Below are 21,050 nucleotides of genomic sequence, written 5' to 3'. Positions count from 1 at the left end.
TCGCAAATATGATTCAAATTTGACGTTTTCAAGGTGCGGGTCTCGGTGGCTCAAATTTGCAAATTTATCTTCAAATTTGAGCGTAAAACGATAAGGCGAAGTATCGTGAGATGATTTTTCGAGTTTTCTGCTTCGCAAGCTCGCAGCTGCAAGCAGAAGAAGCAAAATTGAGCGTGCGCTAGGCATATAGCCTGCGGAGCGAAAATTTTGCGAAATCTCGGAAAAGCACTCGCGAGACAAGCCGTAGCAAGAAATTTACAATCTTATTCGCTCGGCTTGGTTAGCTCATATGAGAAATTTACTTCCTTGCTCTCATTTGGCTTAAGCGCAAATTTCCATGTTACTTTGCCGTCTTTGCCTATCTCGTTTTCTTTCGGGTCGTTTTTCACGCTCACGCTCACGCTCTCATGCGTGCTAACCGGTGTTTGCTCCTCTAAAACCACGTCCCACGCGAGTTTCGAGCCGTTTTTGACACTATATTTATATCCGCGCGAGATCTTGTTTTTAGAGCCGAAAAACGACTCTTTCGTATATTCGCCGTTGGCTTCTTTTTTCACGCTAACAAGCTCGTTTTTGCCGAAAAACTCCTTCGCCTCCTCGCCGGCGGCGTAGCCTACGTATCTTTTGCCAATATTTATACCGTCAATCTTAAACTCGCTTTGTGCGCCCTCTATGCTACGCTCCGGCTTAAACGCGGCCCTGACAAAAGCGCTCGCGCTGCCGTAGCCGTCGATCACGAGGTCAAATTTAGCGTCCAGGCTCTGTTTGTCATAAGCAAAATCAGCCGTTTCGTCCGCTTTTAAGCTAACGCCCTCGATGCGCCATGCGTTTGCGAGCGCGTTTTCGTCGTTACTAGCCCGTACGTCTTTTACGCTATTTTTCTTTGCGGACGCTTTTGCCACGACCATATCAGCACTCGCCTCCATCATCGGCGCGGCTGCTAGCGGCATCATATTTCGCGGTTTTGGCTTGCCCTCATAACGCGGATAAAACGGAGCGGGCGTCAAATTTGACGAGTAGTAAAACGGATAAAGCGCGATCGTAAGGGAGTTTAGATCGATACCCAGAGGATTTGTCACAGTCAAATTTTGCGAGATTTCAACCTTGCCTTTGGCGACATCGGCCTGGATTTTGTTTTTCAAACTTACGCCAACGCCCACGGGATAGGATATCTTGACCTGTTTTGGGTCGCATTCGAATTTCAAATCAAGCTTTTGAAAATTTTTAACCTCGGTCGCGCCCATTTTCTTTTTTAGCTCATCGATTTGCTTTTTGGTTTGCGAAATTTGAGCTAGATTTTTTAGTACCGCTTCGTAAAATTTATCACCGTCAGCGTCCAAATTTGCGACGCTTTGCTCTTTAAAAGCGGGAAAATTATTTAAAAAAGCGTTTTTGGAGTTTAGCGCGTTTAGTTTATCGTTTAGCTCCTCAAGCTCTTTTTCGTTTTGCTTAAATTTAGCATAGGCCTCGTTTTCTGCGGGCTTTGCTTCGTTTAAATTTAGACTCACTAGCTCGCACGACGCAGCCACATCGATGTCCTCAAGCTCGATGAAATCGGGCAAATTTAAGCTAAATTCGCTTTTTTGGTCGGTGAAATTTTGATGGATAAATGAGGCGTTTTTGTAAATTTCTATCAGGTTGCTTTCGGCGCTCGCTATCAGCGCAAACGCCGAAACTAAGGCTATTTCTCTCATTTTCTCTCCTTTGGATGATTTTAAGAGATTATAGCCTTACAAAGATAAATTTTAGCCTAACAAGATGATCGTAAAAATGATCAAAACTAAAATTTGTATCCCGATAAAAGGCACCACGCCGCGGTAGATGTCGGAGGTCTTGACCTCGGCGGGCGCTACGCCTTTTAGATAAAAGAGGCTAAAGCCAAACGGCGGCGTGAGGAACGAAGTCTGTAAATTCATCGCGATAACGATAGCGAAATATAGCGGATTTATGCCTAAATTTACGGCTATCGGCGCTAAGATCGGTAGCACGATGTAAGAAATCTCGACGAAATCTATAAAAAATCCGAGCGCAAAAATCGTAATCATAGCTAAGATGATAAAGCCCCATTTTTCGCCAGGCAAATTTGACATCACTTCCTCTACGATCTCGTCGCCGCCGGTGTAGCTAAACACCATCGAAAACGCGGTCGCTCCGATAAGGATAGTAAAGACGACTGCCGTGGTTTTGACGCTCTCTTCGAGCGCTTCTTTTAGCATTTTAAACGAAAAAGTCCTGTAAAAAACCGAAAGCAAGATCGCACCCACACAGCCAAACGCCGAGCTCTCCGTTGGTGTAGCGATGCCTTCAAATATCGAACCAAGCACTAGCACAACAAGCACCAAAGGCGGTAAAATTGCGAGGATAGCGTTTAAAATTTGCTTTGATTTAGGCATGTCGCTTTCGACGACGACCGGCGGCGCGTAGTCCTTTTTCACGTAAGAGATGATAAGGATATAGGCTATATAAGCGCCAACAAGCGCTAGTCCAGGATATATCGCTTCGCGGAAAAGATCGCCCACAGGCACCGTAAATACGTCGCCCAGGATAATTAGAACGATGGAAGGCGGGATGATCTGCCCAAGCGTACCCGAAGCACAGATAGTGCCGCAACCTAAGGCTTTATTGTAGTTGTATTTTAGCATCACGGGCAAGCTCATAACGCCCATGGCTACGACGCTAGCGCCCACAACGCCCGTAGATGCGGCTAGCAGCGCGCCCACCAAAACGGTACTAATCGCCACGCCGCCGCGAATCTCGCCGAATAAAAACGCCATAGACTCGAGCAGCCTCTCGGCTAGCTTGGTCTTTTGTAAAATAATGCCCATAAAAACGAAAAGCGGCACAGCGATGAGGATTTTATTTTCCATTATCGAGTAAATGCGGTAAGGCATGAAGTTAAAGGTCTCTTTAAATATCTCAAGCCCGCCCATAAAGCCGTTGCCGCCACCAAAGCTCTCGACCATACCGCCGATGAGTCCGAAAATAACGGCTATTGCGCCAAAGGTAAATGCGACGCTAAAGCCGATAGCAAGCATAAAAAGCGCGGCTAAAAACATAACGATGCCGGTCATTTTCCCTCTCCTTGTTGCGCAGTTTGGTTTAAATTTGCGTCAAATTTGCCCTCTTCGCTTAAATTTGATCTGGCGTCCAGATAGACATTTAGCCACTTTACAAAGTAGCCGACGCTAAAAAATATAAGTAGCCAAAAGCTAAACGGGATAAAGGCCTTGATAACCCAGCGATACGGCAAACCGCCAGGATCCGCGCTACCCTCGCCGCTCTCGTACGCCTCTACGACGTAGTCCCAGCTCAGCCACGCGACCAAAAGCGCAAGCGGTAGGATAAAAAGGATAACGCCAGCCATATTTATGAGCGCCCTTTTCTTTACACTCATCTTTTCGTAAAATATATCCACTCGCACGTGCGTATCGTCTTTTAGCGCGTAGCTCATGCCAAGCAGGATGATGACGCTAAAAAAGTGCCACTCGAGCTCTTGGAGGCCTACGTTGCCGTATTTGAAAAAATATCTCGCCGTGACGTTAAAAAAAACGTCCGCGATCATCAAAAACATCACAAAGATACAGATATAGCCCACGATATTGCCGACTTTATCGAAAAACCTCTCTACTTTTTTTAAATTTCGTTCCATTTAACTCCCCAAAATTTGTCTTATCATTATCGCTAAAATGCAAATCGGCGCGACGAATCGCAGTAAAAAATACCAAATTTCAAAAACCGCCCTGCCCATATACGGCAAAAATAGCTCCTCTAGGCTGACTCTTTTCATCGCGTAGCCGACAAATACCGCTATCACAATACCGCCAAGCGGCAGCATGATATTTGAGCTAAGATAGTCTAAAACGTCGAAAAATCCCTTGCCAAAAAAGGTGAGCGCGTCTTTAAATTCGGTAATATTTGAAAGCGCGCAAAGCGTGCCCAGGCAATAAACGCAAACGCCAACGATCGCAATCGCACCCAGACGAGGGATCTTAAACTCGTTTATGAGATAAAAAACGAGCGGCTCGACCATCGAGATAGCCGACGTAAGCCCCGCAAAAATAAGCGCGGTAAAAAACGTAAAGCTTAAGACGTTTCCCATAGCTCCTAGCTTAGCAAACAGCGTAGGCAGCGATATAAACGCAAGCCCCACGCCCTGGCTGGGCTGCTCGCCGTACTCAAAAACAAAGGTAAAAACAATGAGGCCGATGACGACGCTAACGATGATATTTAGCGCGACGACGTAGAGCGAAGATGTGAAAAGATTTGTCTTATCGTCTAAACTTACCGAATACGTCGCGATCGCACCTATACCAACGCACATCGTAAAAAAGGCAAGCCCAAGAGCGACAAACACCGCCTCACTCGTGATCTTAGAAAAATCAGGCACTAGCAAAAACTCCGCTGCCTGCGAAAATCCGCCCATCTGCATCGAGTAAATAAGCATAAAAATAAGTAGCAAGAAAAGCGTCGGCAAAAGCCATAAATTTATGCGCTCGATGCCGCCTTTTATGCCCTTTGAAAGGATGAAAAAGTAGGCTGCAAACGCGATGCTAAAGTATAAAATTTGACCCGAGATATCAGAGCTTATAAATTTGCCGAAATTTTCGCCCGAAACCGCGATACTTTGCGGAAGCTCGCCAAGAGATAAGACCGAATACCTAATAACCCAGCCGATGATAACCGTATAAAACGACGCCACCAAAACGCCAGTTATCATTATGACGCCCGCATATCCCCAAATTTTGCCGTTTTTAGGAGCTAGCGAGCGAAAGGCGTTAACGGGATCGGCGTTTGAAATTTTACCCATCGCCATCTCCGCAAAAAATATACTAAGCCCAACCGCCACAGCAAAAACAAGATACAAAAGTACGAACGCCGAGCCGCCGTTTGCGCCGACCATGTATGGGAATTTCCATGCGTTGCCAAGCCCGATCGCAGCACCCACGATGGATAATATAAATCCGATTTTAGTAAATTTATCGCTTGCCACGCTTAGCCCCTTAGCGCATTTATCGTAATGATGACGATGCTAATAGGAGCGACAAATCTAATCATAAAATACCAAATTTCAAAAACGGCCCTACTCATATACGGCCCAAAAAGTATATAAAGCGCGTCTTTTTTGATGACAAACCCGACGAAAATCGACACCGTGATGCCGCCAATTGGCATGATGATGTTTGAGCTGAGAAAATCAAGGCAGTCAAAGAAGCTCTTGCCAAAAAATACCAAATTTTCTTTAACGCCATCTATGCTTGAAAGTATGCACAAAATGCCCATGCAGTAAATAAAAGCGCCGATTAGTGCGAGGGCTTTTTTACGAGAAAAGCCAAATTCGCGGATGAGATAGTGCGTGAAAGGCTCCAGCATCGAGATGGCCGAGGTAATGCCCGCAAAAAGCAGAGCCGAGAAAAATGCAAACGCCAGCACGTGTCCGAGCGTACCGAGCTTCGCAAATAGCGTCGGCAGCGAGATAAACACTAGCCCCACGCCCTGACTAGGCGTCGCGCCAAACTCAAATACAAAGGTAAAAATAACAAGCCCCATCAAAATACCCATCACGACGTTTATGACGACGATGATGATCGAGGAGCTAACCAGATTCGTATTATCAGGCAATGACGCAGAGTAGACGATAATGACGCCGACACCCAGAGATAGCGTAAAAAACGCGAGTCCAAGCGCGGTAAGAATGCTGCTTACGCCTAGTTTTGAAAAATCCGGAACCAGTAAAAATTTAGCCGACTGCACGAAGCCGTCCATCGTAAACGAGTAGCTAAGCATGATTATAAGCAAGATAAGAAGCGATGGCATCATCCATACGTTTACGCGCTCTATGCCGCTTTTTATGCCCTTTGATACGATAAAAATGCAGAGAAAAAACACGATCGTGAAGTAAAAAATTTGAGACGCGGCGTCGTTAGTGTAGAAATTTCCGAAAATTTTCTCCGAAGCCTCAACGTCCTTTGGTAGCTCGGTTATTACCATCACTGCGTATTTTAGTATCCATCCGATGATGACCGTGTAAAAAGAGGCGATGATGATCGCGCCAATCATCGTAAAACCTGCAAATTTCCACGCTTCTTTGCGCTTTGCTGCAAGTTTTTTAAAGGCGTTTACGGGGTCAGACTCGGAAAGTTTGCCGATAGCTATCTCGCCGAAAAATATCGCAAGCCCAATAAAAAACGTCATAAAAAGATACAAAAGCACGAAGGCCGAACCGCCGTTTTGACCGACTAGATACGGGAATTTCCACGCATTTCCAAGACCCACCGCAGAGCCCGCGACGGCTAATATAAAGCCGATTTTAGAAAATTTATCCTGCGCCAAATTTAACCTTAGTATTTGAAATTTCAGAAGCGAGGCTAGCATAAAAAAGCTTTTAAAATTCTAATTTTTAAATAAATTCGTGGAAAAACGAAACATCGCTGAAATTTTTTGTAAATTTGTAGCACTAGCGGCGGCAAATTTGACGAACGGAAAATTTATGAAAATTTTTCTCGGTTTTAAGTAACTCAAAGCTAAATTTTTATAAAATGCGCTCTCAAAGTTTCAAAGTAGGGGTCTGATCCGAAATGGCTTAAATTTACAAGGAGACTTTATGAAAAAAGTTGTTTTCTTAATGATGGCAATTGCCAGCTTCGCATTTGCGGACGGTGGCGAAATGCTAAAATCTTACTCTGTTCTTGCAGCAGCGGTTGGTCTAGGCCTAGCGGCTCTTGGTGGCGCTATCGGTATGGGAAATACCGCATCTGCGACAATCTCAGGCACAGCTAGAAATCCAGGCGTAGGCAGCAAGCTAACTACGACGATGTTCGTTGCTCTTGCGATGATTGAGGCGCAAGTTATCTACGCACTAGTTATCGCGCTAATCGTTCTTTACGCAAACCCAATGTTTTAATATCGGGCGGGTTTGTCCCGCTCTTTGTTCTTTTAATCCATGTGCGACCTTGGTGGAACGGTAGACACGCTACTTTGAGGTGGTAGTGCCGAAGGGTGTGCGAGTTCAAATCTCGCAGGTCGCACCATTTAGACAAATTCTCCCAAAAAAATCCCAATATCTGGCTTTTGCAAAATAGACGTCAAAGCAAAGTAATCCGAAATTTATCGAATTGCTTTCCTAAAACTTCCTTGATGACTTCCTATCTCGGTTAGGAAGTATTTTTTTAGAAAACTCGCGCTACCCGTCCTAAATCCTATAATTAAAAGAAAAAAGGACGCGCATGCGATTTACCTCACAACTTGACAAACTTACGGATTTTGTCGGCTTTAAAGCTCACCCAGACGAAACTATTGCCACATACACGCTACCGATCGGGAAAAAAGAAAGCCGACAAAAGCTCGACGAATGCGGGCTTTGGGTGAAAATCCTAAAAACGACTGCCCGCAAAAGTAAAAAGGTCAAACTCAAAAAAGACTTCTACTACGGCGAACAAGGGAAGTTAGTCAAGTTTTTAGGCTCTGCAAAAGACCTAAATTACAAAACCGCGCTAAAAATGGCGAAGGAGCTAAGCGTAGGCGCTACGCCAAAGGGAAAAGCCTTTAATACCCTAGGCTCCGTTTTTGACTCATATCTTAGTTTTGGGGCCAAGCGCTGGGCGCCGCAAACGATGGCAAAAAAACTCAAAATATATAAAAAATTCGCCCCTATAAAAGACAAAGACGTAAGCCGTATAAAAGCCGATTCAATATTCGCTATTGCGGACAAGCTTTATCATTCTGAAAAGTTTGCTGCTTTGAAGGACTTTCTCATCGAAGCGAAAATGGTTTTTAGCTATGCAAAAAACCGCCAAAAAATCGACAAAAATCCTTTAGCTGATGTCGATTTCTCTAAAATTTACGCCATGCCTGAGAGTGACGGCTTCGGACACATTGAAACCGATAAAGACTTACGCTCGTTAATCGCCTATTGCTGTGATTATGCGGGGTCGCGCGATGTTCGCAACGCTCTAGTTCTCGGCCTTTGCACTGCGTTAAGGGCAGCAAATGTTCGCTTTTTATCTCGGGAAAACCTAGCGCGCGACGAAAACGGCTATTACCTCGTTTTTTTAAAAGACGAGATGAAGGTAAAACGCAATGGCGATATGTATCTCGGTATTCCTCAAGAACTTGGCGAGTGGCTGGATTCTATGGACGTCGGCACGTATTTTTTTATGGGTCGAAGCGGGGAAAAGGCGCTCTCCGATGCGATATTATCAAAGGCTCTAAAAGACTATACGCCTGAGACGCCGAAGGGTCGCATTGTGTTTCATTCGTTCCGCGGTATTCTCTCGACTTTCGCTCATGAAGTAGACGAAGGCGACGTTAGCGACTATGATATGTCTCGCACCTTATCACATGCGATAAAAGGTGTAGAGAAACGCTACAACCGATCCAAGGCAATCGCTACTACGCGTCGGGTTTTGACTTGGTGGTTTAATTATCTAAAAGATAGAGGATTGAAATTATGAGAAACAAAAGAGGCGGGCAAAGAGAATTAGCTCTTTGCCATAAGAACAAGCAAATTATATTCAATGTTTCTTTATTTTTCAATAATTTATCTCGGGAAGTGGGCGCAAAATGAGTAATTTTCGCTCTGTTTTCGACGATAAATTTAATCCTCGCGAGCTTCACCTCGATAAAAAACTACTCAAACGAGAAACAAAGGAAACCTCGAGCGGGCAAGATATCGAAATAGCCTTATGGGATATTTCGAGAGATTTTCAAAATCTCGGCTTTACCGCTCTCGGCGTTACTTTGACTCTCGATAATACGGGGATTTGGAAAAATGGCACGCCGGGCCGCATACCTAACGGAAAAGCCGCAAAAGAGCTAGAACGAAAACTAAACGAGCTCATAAAAAAGCTACTCTCGACGATCCCCGTTTGGTGTGCTTGGGTATTCGAGAGGCACCGAAACGGGAGCCCGCATATTCACGCTCTGCTTTTCGTTCCGGTGCGCGATTTGGTTCAAGCTATCCAAAAATGCAAAGCCGTATATAACGAGGACGCCGTGCGAATAAACGTTTTAAGTCCCTCATACATTTTCAAAAATGAAAAGTGGGAATGGGCTCTAGTCGAAAAAGAGGACGACTTTCTTGCGGCTAGCTGCTCGCGCTTGCTTGCTCGCACTGCTCTCGAAATCAATGAGCGAGAGAACAAATTAACTCGCCGTAACGTTGCCGCCGTTCGCGACGTTCAAAAAACGAAAGAATTGCATCGCGTATTTAACGCAAAGCTTCGCAAAAAATACCCTAGCGCCGATTTAATTTTAAGTAATTTATTCGGCGAGCTTTGGCGACACTGGAAATTTACTCATTGCCGCACGCGTCAAGAAAAGCTCGAGGATGAAGCTTTAGGCGTAACGAAACCTAAAAGGCTTATAGAGCGAGAATACGAAGGCGAGCCTAAACCTTTCGAAGTCGACAAATACGTCATAATGCAACCAAATTTAGGCTGCTTCGGTCGTGACCCACATTGCAAGCTAAAAACCGAATCTAACGACGACCTACAACAGCTTGACGTTACTCTTTGGACTCGACACCATACCGAACGTTTGCACGTGAATCTAAAAAACATTTACTTAACTAAAACGCAGATACATAATCTCAAACTTTGGGCAAAAAAATGCCTAACTAAAAATGACTTACTTGTTTTGTATCGCACGCTCTTTGGTGCTAAAAAAATCTGCGGCCGCGACCCTCTGCGAATGTTGGATTTTTCACCGCGAGATCTCTCTGACTATGACCGCGAGCTTTTGGAAAATCGATTCGATATTCGGTCTTGGTTTGGGTATATCGCTCCGCGTTTAAAAAAACAAACAACCCCTCTTGATCCTGGCCTTCAAGAAATTATGGCTTTTATCAAGGAGGCTATGTACGAAAATAATAGGCCTGCTACTGTTGTTGATCGGGTATCTTTAGCGATATGCTGCACCTAATTTTTAGTTTTTTTCCGGTAGCATGTTTTTGTTTTTATAATTAAAAAAAATCAAAACCAAGGAGTCCGTTATGGAAAATTTGCAAACTAAAAACGTTGCTCTAGCGCAAACGCAGAGCCAAAAAACCGCTCAACCTCAAGACCAAAAAGCGACTCAAGTCGCACTTAAACCGACCGAAGCCAAAGAGAAAAAAGAGCTTAGTCCCCGTGCAAAATTACTCAAAGGTTTAAACGAACTTGTAAAAAAAATACAAAGCCTTGACAAACGTGAGACTAAGGCTAAAAACGCTTTGGAAGCTGCTAAAAACGCTGTGGCAAAAATTGAAGAAGAACGCGCTGAAGTTGAAGCTCTTGTTAAAAAGTTCGAGCTCGCGAATACGCCTATTGCGTAAACCCCCTTGCGGGCGAACATCATAAGGGGGCTTGCTCCCCCTTGTGATTAGTGAGCTCACTAATCAGCGGAGCTGACGTTCGTTTTTTCGGGGGTGCAAGACCCGCCGAAAAAAAATAATAATACCATAATAAGGAAAATAAAAAATGGATAATAATGCTAAATCTTGCATGAGAATAGATCCTATGGAAAATGGGTTTGCCTATTGGCACGATTTTCGTCAGGGCTTTAGCGCAAATAACGTACAAGCGGATTTGACGAAAAATAACGAATATTCCTGTACGTTTAAGGAAGCGAGGCAACGAGCCGCGCAAATGAAAAACGATGCTGACGCTGCAATAAGAGCTAGAGGAAAAACTCCTCAATATAACGATGAAGCGATATACTGGGAAGCTGTGGTAAATCTAAGAGAATATCACACGCGCGAGGATGTCGAAAAAGTCGTGAAAATTCTCGAGAAGCGCCTCGGTTATCGGGCTGTTTTTTGGACGCGGCACCGCGATGAGGGTCACTTTGCTACCGATGATGAAATTGAGGAGTTTGACTTACGAACTACTGAACGCCCATTTATCAACAACGACCACGTGCATATAGCCATGCTCTCTTTGGACGAGCAAGGGAACTCTATGCACCGCAGGAACTTTGGAAAGCCGGGTCTGGTTAGCCAAATTCAAACGGAAATCGCCCAGGCTCTTTGCATGGAGCGCGGCCTTAGCAAGAAAATAACGAAGCGGACGCATCTCACTCCTCGACAGTATCGGCAAGCAATGAGCCTGCAAGAGCCCTTGCAGGTCAAACTTGGTGACGTCAAAAATGAGCTCAAAGACGCTAAAAAACAAATAAAAGAGCTAGAGAGACAGCTCAAAGAAGCGAATAAACAAGCCCGCGCTGATCTGCAAGAGCAAGGGGGCAAGCGCGAGGATTATGCGGCTTTGGAGCAAGAAAACCGATTGCTTAAAAACGAGCTAGCTGAGCTTAAAAAAATGCCTACCGATATAAATATCGATGACGAGATGGCTAAGATTGTAGAAAGAATTCAAAAAATCAAAAACTCGAAGCGGGTTGTTACTGAGGCTGAGACTGAATTTGCTAATTTAAAAAACGGCTTTGGTATCTTGGATCGGGATAAGGTATATGCGTTTGTGTCAGAAGCCGTCGCTTTGGGTTATGCCGCGCATGAGCAGATACGAAGCTATATGCCCGTCTTAAATGACGTTGAACGTTATAAGGCGGAAGCTGCGCAAGCTACGAATCTTAAAGACAACAAGATTGCTAAGGCGTTTTTTGGTGGCATTGTTTCAAAGCCTGATGTAGATGTCGACGCTATCAAGAAAGAAAATGAGGGGTTGCTGAAAACTCTTGATAGCCTCCAAAAACAAAACGAGCTACTGCAAAAGACTTTAAAGGATACTGTGGGGCTTGTCAAACAAAAGGACGCTCAGATTGCCGAACTGCAAAAGAATCAAGAGGGTTTTGGTGTTACCGCTAACGATCACTTTTACCTCGGTCAAGCTACGCTATTGTCTGAATTGATTAATAGCAAAAAGCTCTGTCTTGAGCCAAAGGGTCACTCTCTCTTACTTGGGCTTGATAGCATTATTTCGGGGGAATACCCTGCTAAAAACTTCGCCGGGATAAAAAGTGGGCTATTGAGCTATTGCCCCTCTTTATCGTCTCCGAAAAACGATCTCGAATATACTCGTTGATCCTCTTTGCCCCTCGATAAATAGGGGCTTTGAGGCACTTTTTCCTTGCTTCTTAATAGTATATAATAATAAATAGGCGACTTCCAAAAAATCTAAAAGCGCCAATCAAAATGCAACTTCAAAAGGCGAGTAAAGCAAAGCAATACAAAAGGCACGGTGGCGGCTGTTTTTTGTTTTTCCTTAGCTTTGCGGGTTGTGCGAACGGCTTTTACAGAGTCAAGGGCGGATTTTTAGAGGTGAGCGCTAATCGCGAGCCCTTAAAATCCTGCTCGTATACCCTTGACCTTGTAAAAAACGGCTCGCTACAATGCCCGCAAATAAAAGCTAAAAGCAGAGCGAGAAAAAATAGGCTCTATGCGCGCCGTTAGCTGTTCGCGGCGTGCATTAGCTTATTTTTTCGATACGAGCCTCAGCGAGTATCAAAGCGCCCGCCCGTGCCGTCCTTTATTGCTTCTGTCATAAAAGTTGTATTTATTTACGCTCCTCGGATTTTCTCGCCTCTCTCAAAAATCCGTTCCGCTTGACCGAAGTAGTGGGAAATAATGGGTAATTTGACAAGCAGGGAAAAAAATGCTAACATGCCAATCAGAACAGGCGGGCTAAGAGAGAATTAACTATCTGCTTAAGGTTCAATCCTTAAATGGTTTATTTTTGATTTACTATCTAATCAAAAATAGTCCAAATCCTCTTAAGTTTCGAGTTAAACTTTCAAAAAAACGCTACGTTTTCTTTAAAAACCTTAAAAACCTAGGAAGTCGGTTTTTTCACTTCCTATTTTTGCGAAAGCCTCGATTTTTTGGGCTTTTTTCTCTAAATTGCAGACACGCAGGTCGCACCATAATTCTTATTTAATTCCAACAAAAATCTTCCAAGCCATCAACGATTTTCCAACTTCAAAAGCACTGATCAATCAAAACAAGTCGATATTATTCGCCACAACCATGTTCTTGCGCTAGTGCCTCCCATTACCCTAAAGAGTCAAATTTGCTGTGTATACTCAAAATACTTGAGATTGCTTTAATACTGCATTGTTCATAAGAAGCAAATCGCATCTTTACATGGCTGATCAGCATAACCAAATTTAAAAAGAAGTTTACAAATTTAAAATAGTTTTTACTAAGCTTTACCGCCCATAAACTTCTCGAATAACCACAAAAATAAATTTAGGTTTTAAAATCGATAAAAAAGTAGCCGTCTAGCAAGATAAATTTAATCCTCTATTGCTAGTATCTAAATTTAAAAATAAGTGCAAAACAATAAGGAAGGAAATAAAAATCACAAATTTACTAGGTAAGCGCCTGAAGTCAGTCACAAAATTAAAAAGCGACCGACCCCTTATAAAAGGCCGGTCGCTTAAATTTACCTCGGAGCCAAACGTCAAATTTGAAAATTCGGCTCCGAATTTTGTCTTACATAAATACCGGTATCGTGGTGTTTTGTAAGAAATACTTGGTCGTACCGCCCAAGAAAATCTCCCTAAAACCGTTTTCTGCATATCTAGCCGCTACGATTAGGTCGAAATTTCCATCCGTCGAGGCTTTTAAAAGCGGTTCGCCCGGGACCGAAAAAGTTCCTACGACCTCAAAATCCGCATTTATGCCGTGTAGCGCGAAGTATTCATCCAGCCTCTTTAAGCTAGCCTCGCTTTGATCGCCCAAATTTGCCTTTGAAGTGATGCATTTTACGCGCTTAGCCTCTTTTAAAAGCGGTAGCGAGCTGGTAATGGCGCGCGAGCTCTCAGGTGTACCGGTCCAGCTTACCAGGATATTTTCCGCGCTAAATTTAGTAAGTTTTCTAGGAATCACGATAACGTTTTTGCCGCTTTTTAGCACCGCCGCCTCAAATGTACCCGTGATCTTACCGTCAAGCGGTACTGCGGCAACTACCATATCGCAAAATTTAGACTCCTGCTCAACCACCACGCTTCGCTTGCCACTTTTTGTGGTAAATTTAGCCGTCGTCTTGCCCTCGATCGGCTCGTCGCTGATCTGCACGTCAAGCTCTTCGCAAAGTTTATGAAAAATAGTCTCGTTGCGCTCGTGCTCGACGCCAAGTTCGGCCTTTGCCGCCTTTAAAAACTCATCGTAAAGAACTCCGCCTCGAAGCGTCATTTTCATATTATAAACGACGCCTGGATCTAGCTGGCAAGCTAAAATCTCAATGTGGCTGTTGAAATGCTTAGCGACGAGCAAAGCCCCTCTGATACGCTCTTTTACGTCGTCGCCCGCGCCGATTGGGAAAAATATTTTTTTATACTGCATCGTTTCTCCTTTAAATTTATTGCGCTAGAGAAAGGGAAATTTTGTGCCCTTTTTGCTCGCTAATTTTTACCTTAACCTTATCGCCGGCTTTTAGAGGCGTTTTGATTTTTGAGATATGCAAAAGTCCGTCCACGCCGCCCGAAAGCCCGATAAAAGCGCCAAATTCTACTACGCTTTTTACCTCGCCCTCAAATTCGTCTCCGATATTAAACTCAGGCGTCTTGTGAGGTTTGCCGTCTTTGCCGCCTCTTCTACCGCCAAAGCCCTTGCCGTTATCTTTTGAGACGATTTGGATGATGTAGTCTTTGGCCGCGTCGACGCTTGATTTTTGCGCGCCGGCAATCTTTACCTCGCCTTTTTCGCGGTCTAGATCGATAGCGACGTCAAATTTTTCTATGATCTCCTTTATAGTTTTACCAGCCTGTCCGATGATATCTACGATCTTGCCCGGATCCACGCTAAAGAGCTCTAGTTTAGGGAGTATATCTTCGTTTACTGAGATATTTTCATTTGCTTTTTCCATCAAATTTAATATATGCAGCCTACCCTCGCGCGCCTGCAAAAGTGCTTCTTTAAGCACGTAAAGGCTGATACCGCCCAGCTTTATATCCATCTGGAGCGCTGTTATGCCGTCTTTGCTGCCCGCTACCTTAAAATCCATGTCGCCGTCGTGATCCTCTAGCCCCATTATGTCGGTTAGCACGGCGTGTTTCTCGCCCTCAAAAATCAGTCCCATCGCAACGCCCGCAACTAATTTTGGCGTATCGACGCCGGCAGCTCTTAGCGCTAAAGAGCCGCCGCAAACGCTGGCCATCGAGCTTGAGCCGTTACTTTCTAAAATTTCGGACACGAGCCTGATCGTGTAAGGCGAATTTACATCGATGCTAGGCGCAAGGGCGCGTTTAGCGAGGTTGCCATGACCTAGCTCGCGTCTACCTGGAGCCTTTAGCGGACTGGCCTCGCCGACGCTAAAGCCCGGGAAGTTGTAGTTAAACATAAATTTATCCGTCACGGCGCCTTTTTCCGTTAGCATATCATACATCTGCGCATCGCCGTCGGTGCCTAGAGTCGCCACCACGAGGGCTTGCGTCTGGCCGCGAGTAAAGAGGCAGCTACCGTGAGCGTTTGGCAGAATATTCGTCTCGATGCTGATCGGACGGACCTCTTTAAGTCCTCTGCCGTCGGCGCGCACGCCCTCGTTTATGATCTGCTCGCGGATGATTTTTTTCTTAAATTTAGCTAGGACGTTAGAGACTACCTCCTCCTCCCAGCCCTCTTTTTGCGCTACTTCGTCGGTCAAAATTTGCTTAGCGATCTTGGTTAGCTCGCTGGCGCGCTCGCTTTTAGCCATCTGATTTATCGCGGCTTTTACGTCATTTTTATAAAATTCGTTTAGATAAACCGCGACGCTCTCGTTTTCGATCTCCGGTTTTAGCTCGAGTTGCGCGTCTTCTTTTTTATGCTGGCTAAATGCTTCCTCGTAGGCGTTTGAGGCGCGAAGTATAGCCTTGCCCGCCTCCGCGATCGCCTCCACGATGAGATCTTCGCTAAATTCGTTCATATCCTGCATCGCTATCACGCCGCCGCCCAAATTTGGATCCATCATAGGATCTAGCGCGATAGGCACTATCTCGTCTTTTTCAGTTGCGATGCTTCTCATCTCGATCATCAAAAGTTCGTCTTTAACGCCGGCCACGTAAAGATCGAGCGCCGAAGTTTTTAGCTCGGAGTTGCTAGGATTTATCACAAATTTATTGTCTATATAGCCTACGCGTACGCCGCAAACAGGCGCATTTACCGGGATGTCGCTAAGATAAAGAGCGACTGAAGCGGCATTTAGACCGACGACTTGCAAATCAACCTCCGGATCGCAAGATAGCACCATAACGACGATTTGCGTCGGATATGCGTAGCCCTTTGGAAATAGGGGACGTAACGAACGGTCGATGATACGCGAAGTTAGCGTCTCAAAATCCCCAGGCTTAGTCTCTCTTTTTACGTAACCGCCGGGGATCCTACCCGCTGCGTATGTTTTTTCGATGTATTGTACCGTTAGCGGTAGGAAATCCTCGCTAACTTGCGTGTCCTCGCGAGCGACGGTGGCTAAAACGACGGTGTTTTTTACGCGCAAAAGTACCGCGCCGCTAGCTTGCTTGGCGACCTTGTTTATATCATAAATTTCAACTTGATTATTGACTTCTATTGAATACTGCATGCCCTGATATCTCCTTGTTTTTGTAATGGTATATAAAATGGACTCTCCTCTAATATGGAAAGCACGGTTTCTGGTTTTGGTTCGATTTTATTTTCGTAGTAAAAATCCACCTCGATAAAATTCGCGATCTTGTGCACGGCGTAAATTTCATCCACCAGAGGCGCGATAGCTGCGGCGACGTCGGTAGCAATGAGCGGCGTGGCGTAGGTGACTGATTTTACTCGCTCGCGCATGAGCGTTTTTAGGCAGGTTAGCGCCGTAAGACCCGTCTCGCAGCCCTCGTCTATAAGCAGGATATTTCTATCCTTTAGATCACCGATTAAATTTCCTTTTCTAAATTTATAGACGTTTTTTAGGATTTTCTCGTCGTATTTGCGATCCGCCTCGCCATAAACGAAATCGTAACTAATGCCAAAACTCCTAATCAGCTCGTCGTTTAGCACCACGTCGTCCTTTTCGCTAACCATCGCGATCTCACACTCTGGGTTATTTGGCGCAAAAATGCGCTCGCAAAATAAAATCTCATAGCTCAAATTTAGCCCGCGAGCCACGCTGTCGACCATGATAACAGAGTCTATAGAGCTACATATTATCAGATATTCACCTGCAACCAGTTCTTTTTTGGGCAAAATTTCGAGCAACTTTTCGGCTGCTTCGAGCTGGTTTTCAAACATAAGATCCCGGTAATCGCTCATCAGCTACCTTGCGTCGTCTGTCCTACTGAAAAGTCGTAATGCACGCCGCCCATCGGATAGAAATTTATAAAGAAGTAAACACCTCTTGATTTTTTGGCGGCCGTTCCGCTGGTAGTCGTAGTCGGTTCAAGCTCCTCTTCGTAGATAAACGTGTAGTTCCAGCACTTTCTGCGGTGAGAGACGCCTAGCTGCCACTGCTTATTATAGTCGCGCTCAAGGTCATACTGAGTACCGCTAAATAGCCTATAGTTATGCGGAAGCTCGACGTAGCCGTTTAGATGCAGATAGTTTTGCTTTTCCTGCGCATTTTTTCTTTGCATCGTGTGCCAGAGGCTAGCGCCGAATTTATCATTCGTATAGCTCGCGCCGCTTTGAACTTTTTCAAAGTATTTATTATCATAAGAGTATTCGAGTCTGTTGTAAAAAGATAAATTCGGCAAAGGATACCAGCCGATGATGTTTTTCAAATTTGAGCGCTTGTTTTCTTTAGTGTAATAACCCTGCGAAATCGTATGGCGCAAAAATTTTCTTCCGTCTTCGTTGAAGAAATACTGCGTCGCTCTGACGGAAACCTCATCTCTAGTATGCTGGGGATTGATAAAACTTTGGTATTTTCGTCCAAGCATATCATAAATATATACGTTGCCATCGCTTTCGGCAGTCTCGTATTCATCAGGCAAATCGCCTTTATTATAGGCTTTCACTACATAATCCATGCCCAAATTTAAACTATGATAAAAGCTCTCGTAAGCCTTAGCTAAGTCGGTCTGGAGCGAAAATTTATGATAATTTTCTATATAGTTTGCACTCCTATCCTCATCTCCTGTCGGACGGTACATTTTCTTTGCATAATCTACGTGTGTGGCGTATAAATAGTGATAATACGAGAATTTAAGATAATCGTCCGCTAAAGGCAAATGAAATGAAACCGGTAAGTTAAATTCATACTGCGTTGCTTTTACGCCGATTTTTCTCGTGTAGTTGTGCGAGTATAAATCGACCGAATAAAGCACGTTCGGCAAGATGAAACTATCGGTATATTTGTGATACTGAAAGCTTGGATACTCTTGAAGCGTGTCTTTATTTTCATTCGGACTACCGATTTTTGAGGTATTTACATAATATCTAGCATATGCTCCAAAGTAATGTTTATCGCTGCTTAGAAAATAGTTTAGCTTAGACGTTACCAAAGGATTGTCGTCGCTACCAGAGCCTCGTTTTTTCAAATTTATATAATCGATATCGTTTAACGCTGTCGCATCGAGCCACAAGCCCTCTTGCAAATCCTCGTTTATCAGGTGCTTGACGAGCCTATCGCGCTCATATTTTACATCAACGCCCTTATGCGTTTTATTTTTTAGTGGGAGTCTTAGCGAGTTTTTCTCGATCTGTCTTTGTCGGTAGCCCTCGGTATCTCTAAATGCGCCAAGTGTCACCGAGCCCTTAGAATAAGGAGAGTCGGCAAACCTAAACGTGCCGTATATGCCCGTACCGCGCCTAGTGCGAATTTGAGGGTCAAACTGCAAGTCCCAGCTGTCGTATTCGGCGATATAAATAGGCTGTTTGTAGTAAAATCCGTCGTTTTTGCCGTAACCAAACTCCGGCGGTAAAAGGCCGGTGCGTCTGCGAGTATCGGTTGAAAAACCAAAATACGGCAAATAAAATACAGGTACGTTTCCAATGTAAAATACCGGATTAAAAAGGTGTAAAAATTTACTCTCGCGGTTTAATTTACCGCTGCTAAATTTAATCTTCCAGTCCGGATCTTGGACATTGCAGCTTGATACGACCGCGCCGTTTACCTCGTAAAATTTAGACGTGCTGCTACTCTCGTCGCTTTGCATCCATACTTCCATATCTCGGTTCATCATAAATAGCGTTTCGTAGTTACTATCTTTACTATTTAGGTCGATCTTTGCGTATGAGCAGCGCGAGATTTCGTCCTTGTTTCTTATCAAATTTACGTTACCGAAAAGCTCCAAGATCTCTTTTTGCTGATCGTAAACGGCTCTGTCTGCGCTCATCAAATAATCTTGCGAATACACAAGCACATTTTTATCTGCAGTAACTATACCCTTATCGCGTTTTACGTCATCGGCCAAAAGCTCGAAATTTTGAGCCGCAAAGCAACTAAAAGCCCCAAACATTAGTAACAAAAAAATTCTAGTAAACATTTATAACTACCGTTTTCGCGGCCTTATCTTGCCACGTTTGAAATAATGGATTTGAAAACGCCCATGCAAAACCTAGGAAAAATGCGTTTTCACCGATGATGCGAACCAAAGATCGAGTGAGAGAATTTAGCAAGCTTGGCTTATCGAGCAGATCGATATCCACGCACACGATCTTCATCGCGACCTTGCCAATACTAGCGCCACAATACCACGTAAAAAACGTCTGATAAATAACCTCGAGCAAAACGATCTGCGGTATCATTTCCATAGCTAGTGCACTGATCTGCTCGTAGTCTAGTCCGTCAAATTTTTCGTAGTAGACAGCATAGAACAAAAATGAGATGAGAAATTTATCTATCCCCCATGCGACGGCTCTTTTACCGATGCTAGCGAGCGTAATATTTTCATTTTCGAGCTTGTCTATGACGCTCCTGCTCATTCACGTCCTTTTAGCATTTGCCAGGCAATATCTTTTCGGTACTGCGCACCGTCAAATTCTACGTTTTCGCACAGCTCATAGGCCTTTTGCTGGGCTTGCTTTATGCTTTTACCTAAACCTATGCATACGAGTACCCGTCCGCCGTCCGCGTAGATCTCACCTCCCTGCTCGCTTACGCCTGCGTAAGCTATGTGCGAGTTTTCAGGCACGTTTTTTACGCTTATTTTAGCCTTAGGCGAGCTTGAAAAAGGATAATTATTACTAGCCATCACGACGCCTACAGCAAATTCGTCTTTTAATTTTACGGGCTTTAGATTGCCTTTTGCCGCGTTTAACAAAATTTCGCCCAGATCGCCGTCGATCAGCGGCATTAGCACTTCACACTCCGGATCGCCGAAACGCACGTTAAACTCGAGTACGTACGGCACACCCTTAACCACCATAAGTCCCACAAAAAGCACGCCGCAAAAAGGATTTCCCTCGGCTTTCATGCCTTTTAAGGTCGGTTCTACAACCTCTTCTTCAACCTGTCTTATTAGCTCTTGGCTTGCTAGAGGACTAGGAGCGTACGCACCCATACCGCCAGTATTTGGTCCCTCGTCGTTATCTTTTAGGCGTTTATGATCCTGCGCTACGGGCAGGCTGACGAAATTTTCGCCGTCGCAAATAGCAAAAAAGCTAAGCTCGAATCCGTCTAAAAACTCCTCCACAACCACGCGTTTACCGGCCTCGCCAAAGCTCTCGCCGCTTAGCATATCGCGAGCCGTGGCCTTTGCTTCATCGCGGCTTTGCGCGATTATCACGCCTTTGCCGGCGCACAGTCCGTCGGCCTTGACGACGACGGGAGCAGTAAGAGAGTCGATAAATTTAGCGGCAGAATCGTAATCGTCGGTATTTAGATAAGCAGCCGTTCGGATAGCGTTTCTAGCTAAAAAATCCTTCATAAACGCCTTGCTACCCTCGAGTCTAGCCGCAGACTTACTTGGTCCAAAAATGTTTAAATTTCGCGCCTTAAATATATCCACGACGCCGTCGCTTAACGGCGCTTCGGGACCGACGATCGTTAGTTCTATCTGCTCCGTCTCGGCAAATTCTGCGAGCTGATTATAGTCTTTGATGTTTAGATTTGTGCCGAGCTTTGAGGTGGCTCCATTGCCTGGAGCAAAAAAAAGCTCGTGTTTGCGGGATTCTTGAAGTCTAAGAGCTATTGAGTATTCGCGCCCGCCGCTTCCGATTATCAAAATTTTCATAA

At 44.6% G+C, this 21,050-nt stretch carries 16 protein-coding genes and 1 tRNA gene; 6 read left to right on the top strand and 11 right to left on the bottom strand.

The window, feature by feature from the left end:
- Positions 1 to 263: 263 nt before the first annotated feature.
- The 5 genes from CSUNSWCD_RS02580 to CSUNSWCD_RS02560 are packed head-to-tail and all read right to left on the bottom strand — an operon-like array spanning position 264 to position 6,372.
- Complete coding sequence (locus CSUNSWCD_RS02580; protein ID WP_009493529.1) at positions 264 to 1,694, bottom strand: DUF4139 domain-containing protein; 1,431 nt, start codon at positions 1,692 to 1,694, stop codon at positions 264 to 266.
- Between the two features lie 51 nt (positions 1,695 to 1,745).
- Positions 1,746 to 3,071, bottom strand: coding sequence for a TRAP transporter large permease (locus CSUNSWCD_RS02575; RefSeq protein ID WP_009493526.1), 1,326 nt, complete (start codon positions 3,069 to 3,071; stop codon positions 1,746 to 1,748).
- The gene (locus CSUNSWCD_RS02570) at positions 3,068 to 3,649 is read right to left on the bottom strand and encodes a TRAP transporter small permease subunit (protein WP_009493524.1); all 582 of its coding nucleotides are present in this window, start codon (positions 3,647 to 3,649) and stop codon (positions 3,068 to 3,070) included. The genes CSUNSWCD_RS02575 and CSUNSWCD_RS02570 overlap by 4 nt, the downstream gene beginning before the upstream one ends.
- Positions 3,650 to 4,990 (bottom strand): sodium-dependent transporter, encoded by a 1,341-nt coding sequence (locus CSUNSWCD_RS02565; RefSeq protein WP_009493521.1) that lies wholly within the window; start codon positions 4,988 to 4,990, stop codon positions 3,650 to 3,652.
- 2 nt (positions 4,991 to 4,992) lie between these two features.
- On the bottom strand, positions 4,993 to 6,372 hold the full coding sequence (locus CSUNSWCD_RS02560; protein ID WP_009493519.1) for a sodium-dependent transporter: 1,380 nt from the start codon (positions 6,370 to 6,372) through the stop codon (positions 4,993 to 4,995).
- 229 nt (positions 6,373 to 6,601) lie between these two features.
- Between CSUNSWCD_RS02560 and CSUNSWCD_RS02555 the strand changes: the two genes are divergently transcribed.
- The 6 genes from CSUNSWCD_RS02555 (at position 6,602) to CSUNSWCD_RS02530 (ending at position 12,014) form a co-directional block, all read left to right on the top strand.
- Entirely contained in the window at positions 6,602 to 6,901 is a 300-nt protein-coding gene (locus CSUNSWCD_RS02555) for a F0F1 ATP synthase subunit C (protein WP_009493515.1), read from the top strand.
- A gap of 43 nt (positions 6,902 to 6,944) precedes the next feature.
- Positions 6,945 to 7,028: transfer RNA gene (locus CSUNSWCD_RS02550), tRNA-Leu, on the top strand.
- A gap of 195 nt (positions 7,029 to 7,223) precedes the next feature.
- Entirely contained in the window at positions 7,224 to 8,450 is a 1,227-nt protein-coding gene (locus CSUNSWCD_RS02545) for a tyrosine-type recombinase/integrase (RefSeq protein WP_009493513.1), read from the top strand.
- A gap of 541 nt (positions 8,451 to 8,991) precedes the next feature.
- Positions 8,992 to 9,918 carry a hypothetical protein gene (locus CSUNSWCD_RS02540; RefSeq protein ID WP_157788736.1) on the top strand — a complete coding sequence of 309 codons (927 nt, stop codon included), beginning with the start codon at positions 8,992 to 8,994 and terminating at the stop codon, positions 9,916 to 9,918.
- A gap of 70 nt (positions 9,919 to 9,988) precedes the next feature.
- Positions 9,989 to 10,309, top strand: coding sequence for a hypothetical protein (locus tag CSUNSWCD_RS02535; protein ID WP_009493509.1), 321 nt, complete (start codon positions 9,989 to 9,991; stop codon positions 10,307 to 10,309).
- A 145-nt stretch (positions 10,310 to 10,454) separates the two neighbouring features.
- A complete protein-coding gene (locus tag CSUNSWCD_RS02530) occupies positions 10,455 to 12,014 on the top strand; it encodes a coiled-coil domain-containing protein (RefSeq protein ID WP_009493508.1) in 1,560 nt (519 codons plus the stop codon).
- Between the two features lie 1,409 nt (positions 12,015 to 13,423).
- Here CSUNSWCD_RS02530 and CSUNSWCD_RS02520 read toward each other — a convergent pair.
- The 6 genes from CSUNSWCD_RS02520 to purD are packed head-to-tail and all read right to left on the bottom strand — an operon-like array spanning position 13,424 to position 21,048.
- Entirely contained in the window at positions 13,424 to 14,275 is an 852-nt protein-coding gene (locus CSUNSWCD_RS02520) for a universal stress protein (protein WP_009493503.1), read from the bottom strand.
- A 16-nt stretch (positions 14,276 to 14,291) separates the two neighbouring features.
- Positions 14,292 to 16,490, bottom strand: coding sequence for a polyribonucleotide nucleotidyltransferase (locus CSUNSWCD_RS02515; RefSeq protein ID WP_009493501.1), 2,199 nt, complete (start codon positions 16,488 to 16,490; stop codon positions 14,292 to 14,294).
- Positions 16,475 to 17,185, bottom strand: a complete 711-nt coding sequence (locus CSUNSWCD_RS02510) for a phosphoribosyltransferase family protein (RefSeq protein ID WP_034964183.1) — start codon at positions 17,183 to 17,185, stop codon at positions 16,475 to 16,477. The genes CSUNSWCD_RS02515 and CSUNSWCD_RS02510 overlap by 16 nt, the downstream gene beginning before the upstream one ends.
- Positions 17,185 to 19,359: an LPS-assembly protein LptD gene (locus CSUNSWCD_RS02505; protein ID WP_009493497.1), complete on the bottom strand. Its 2,175-nt coding sequence runs from the start codon at positions 19,357 to 19,359 to the stop codon at positions 17,185 to 17,187. The genes CSUNSWCD_RS02510 and CSUNSWCD_RS02505 overlap by 1 nt, the downstream gene beginning before the upstream one ends.
- A complete protein-coding gene (locus tag CSUNSWCD_RS02500; RefSeq protein WP_009493495.1) occupies positions 19,349 to 19,798 on the bottom strand; it encodes an RDD family protein in 450 nt (149 codons plus the stop codon). The genes CSUNSWCD_RS02505 and CSUNSWCD_RS02500 overlap by 11 nt, the downstream gene beginning before the upstream one ends.
- Entirely contained in the window at positions 19,795 to 21,048 is a 1,254-nt protein-coding gene (gene purD, locus CSUNSWCD_RS02495; RefSeq protein ID WP_034964243.1) for a phosphoribosylamine--glycine ligase, read from the bottom strand. Before purD ends, CSUNSWCD_RS02500 begins: the two co-directional genes overlap by 4 nt.
- Positions 21,049 to 21,050 lie beyond the last annotated feature (2 nt).

This window comes from Campylobacter showae CSUNSWCD, from assembly GCF_000313615.1.
GTDB lineage: Bacteria > Campylobacterota > Campylobacteria > Campylobacterales > Campylobacteraceae > Campylobacter_A > Campylobacter_A showae_A.
This window is presented reverse-complemented; position numbering and strand designations above follow the sequence as displayed.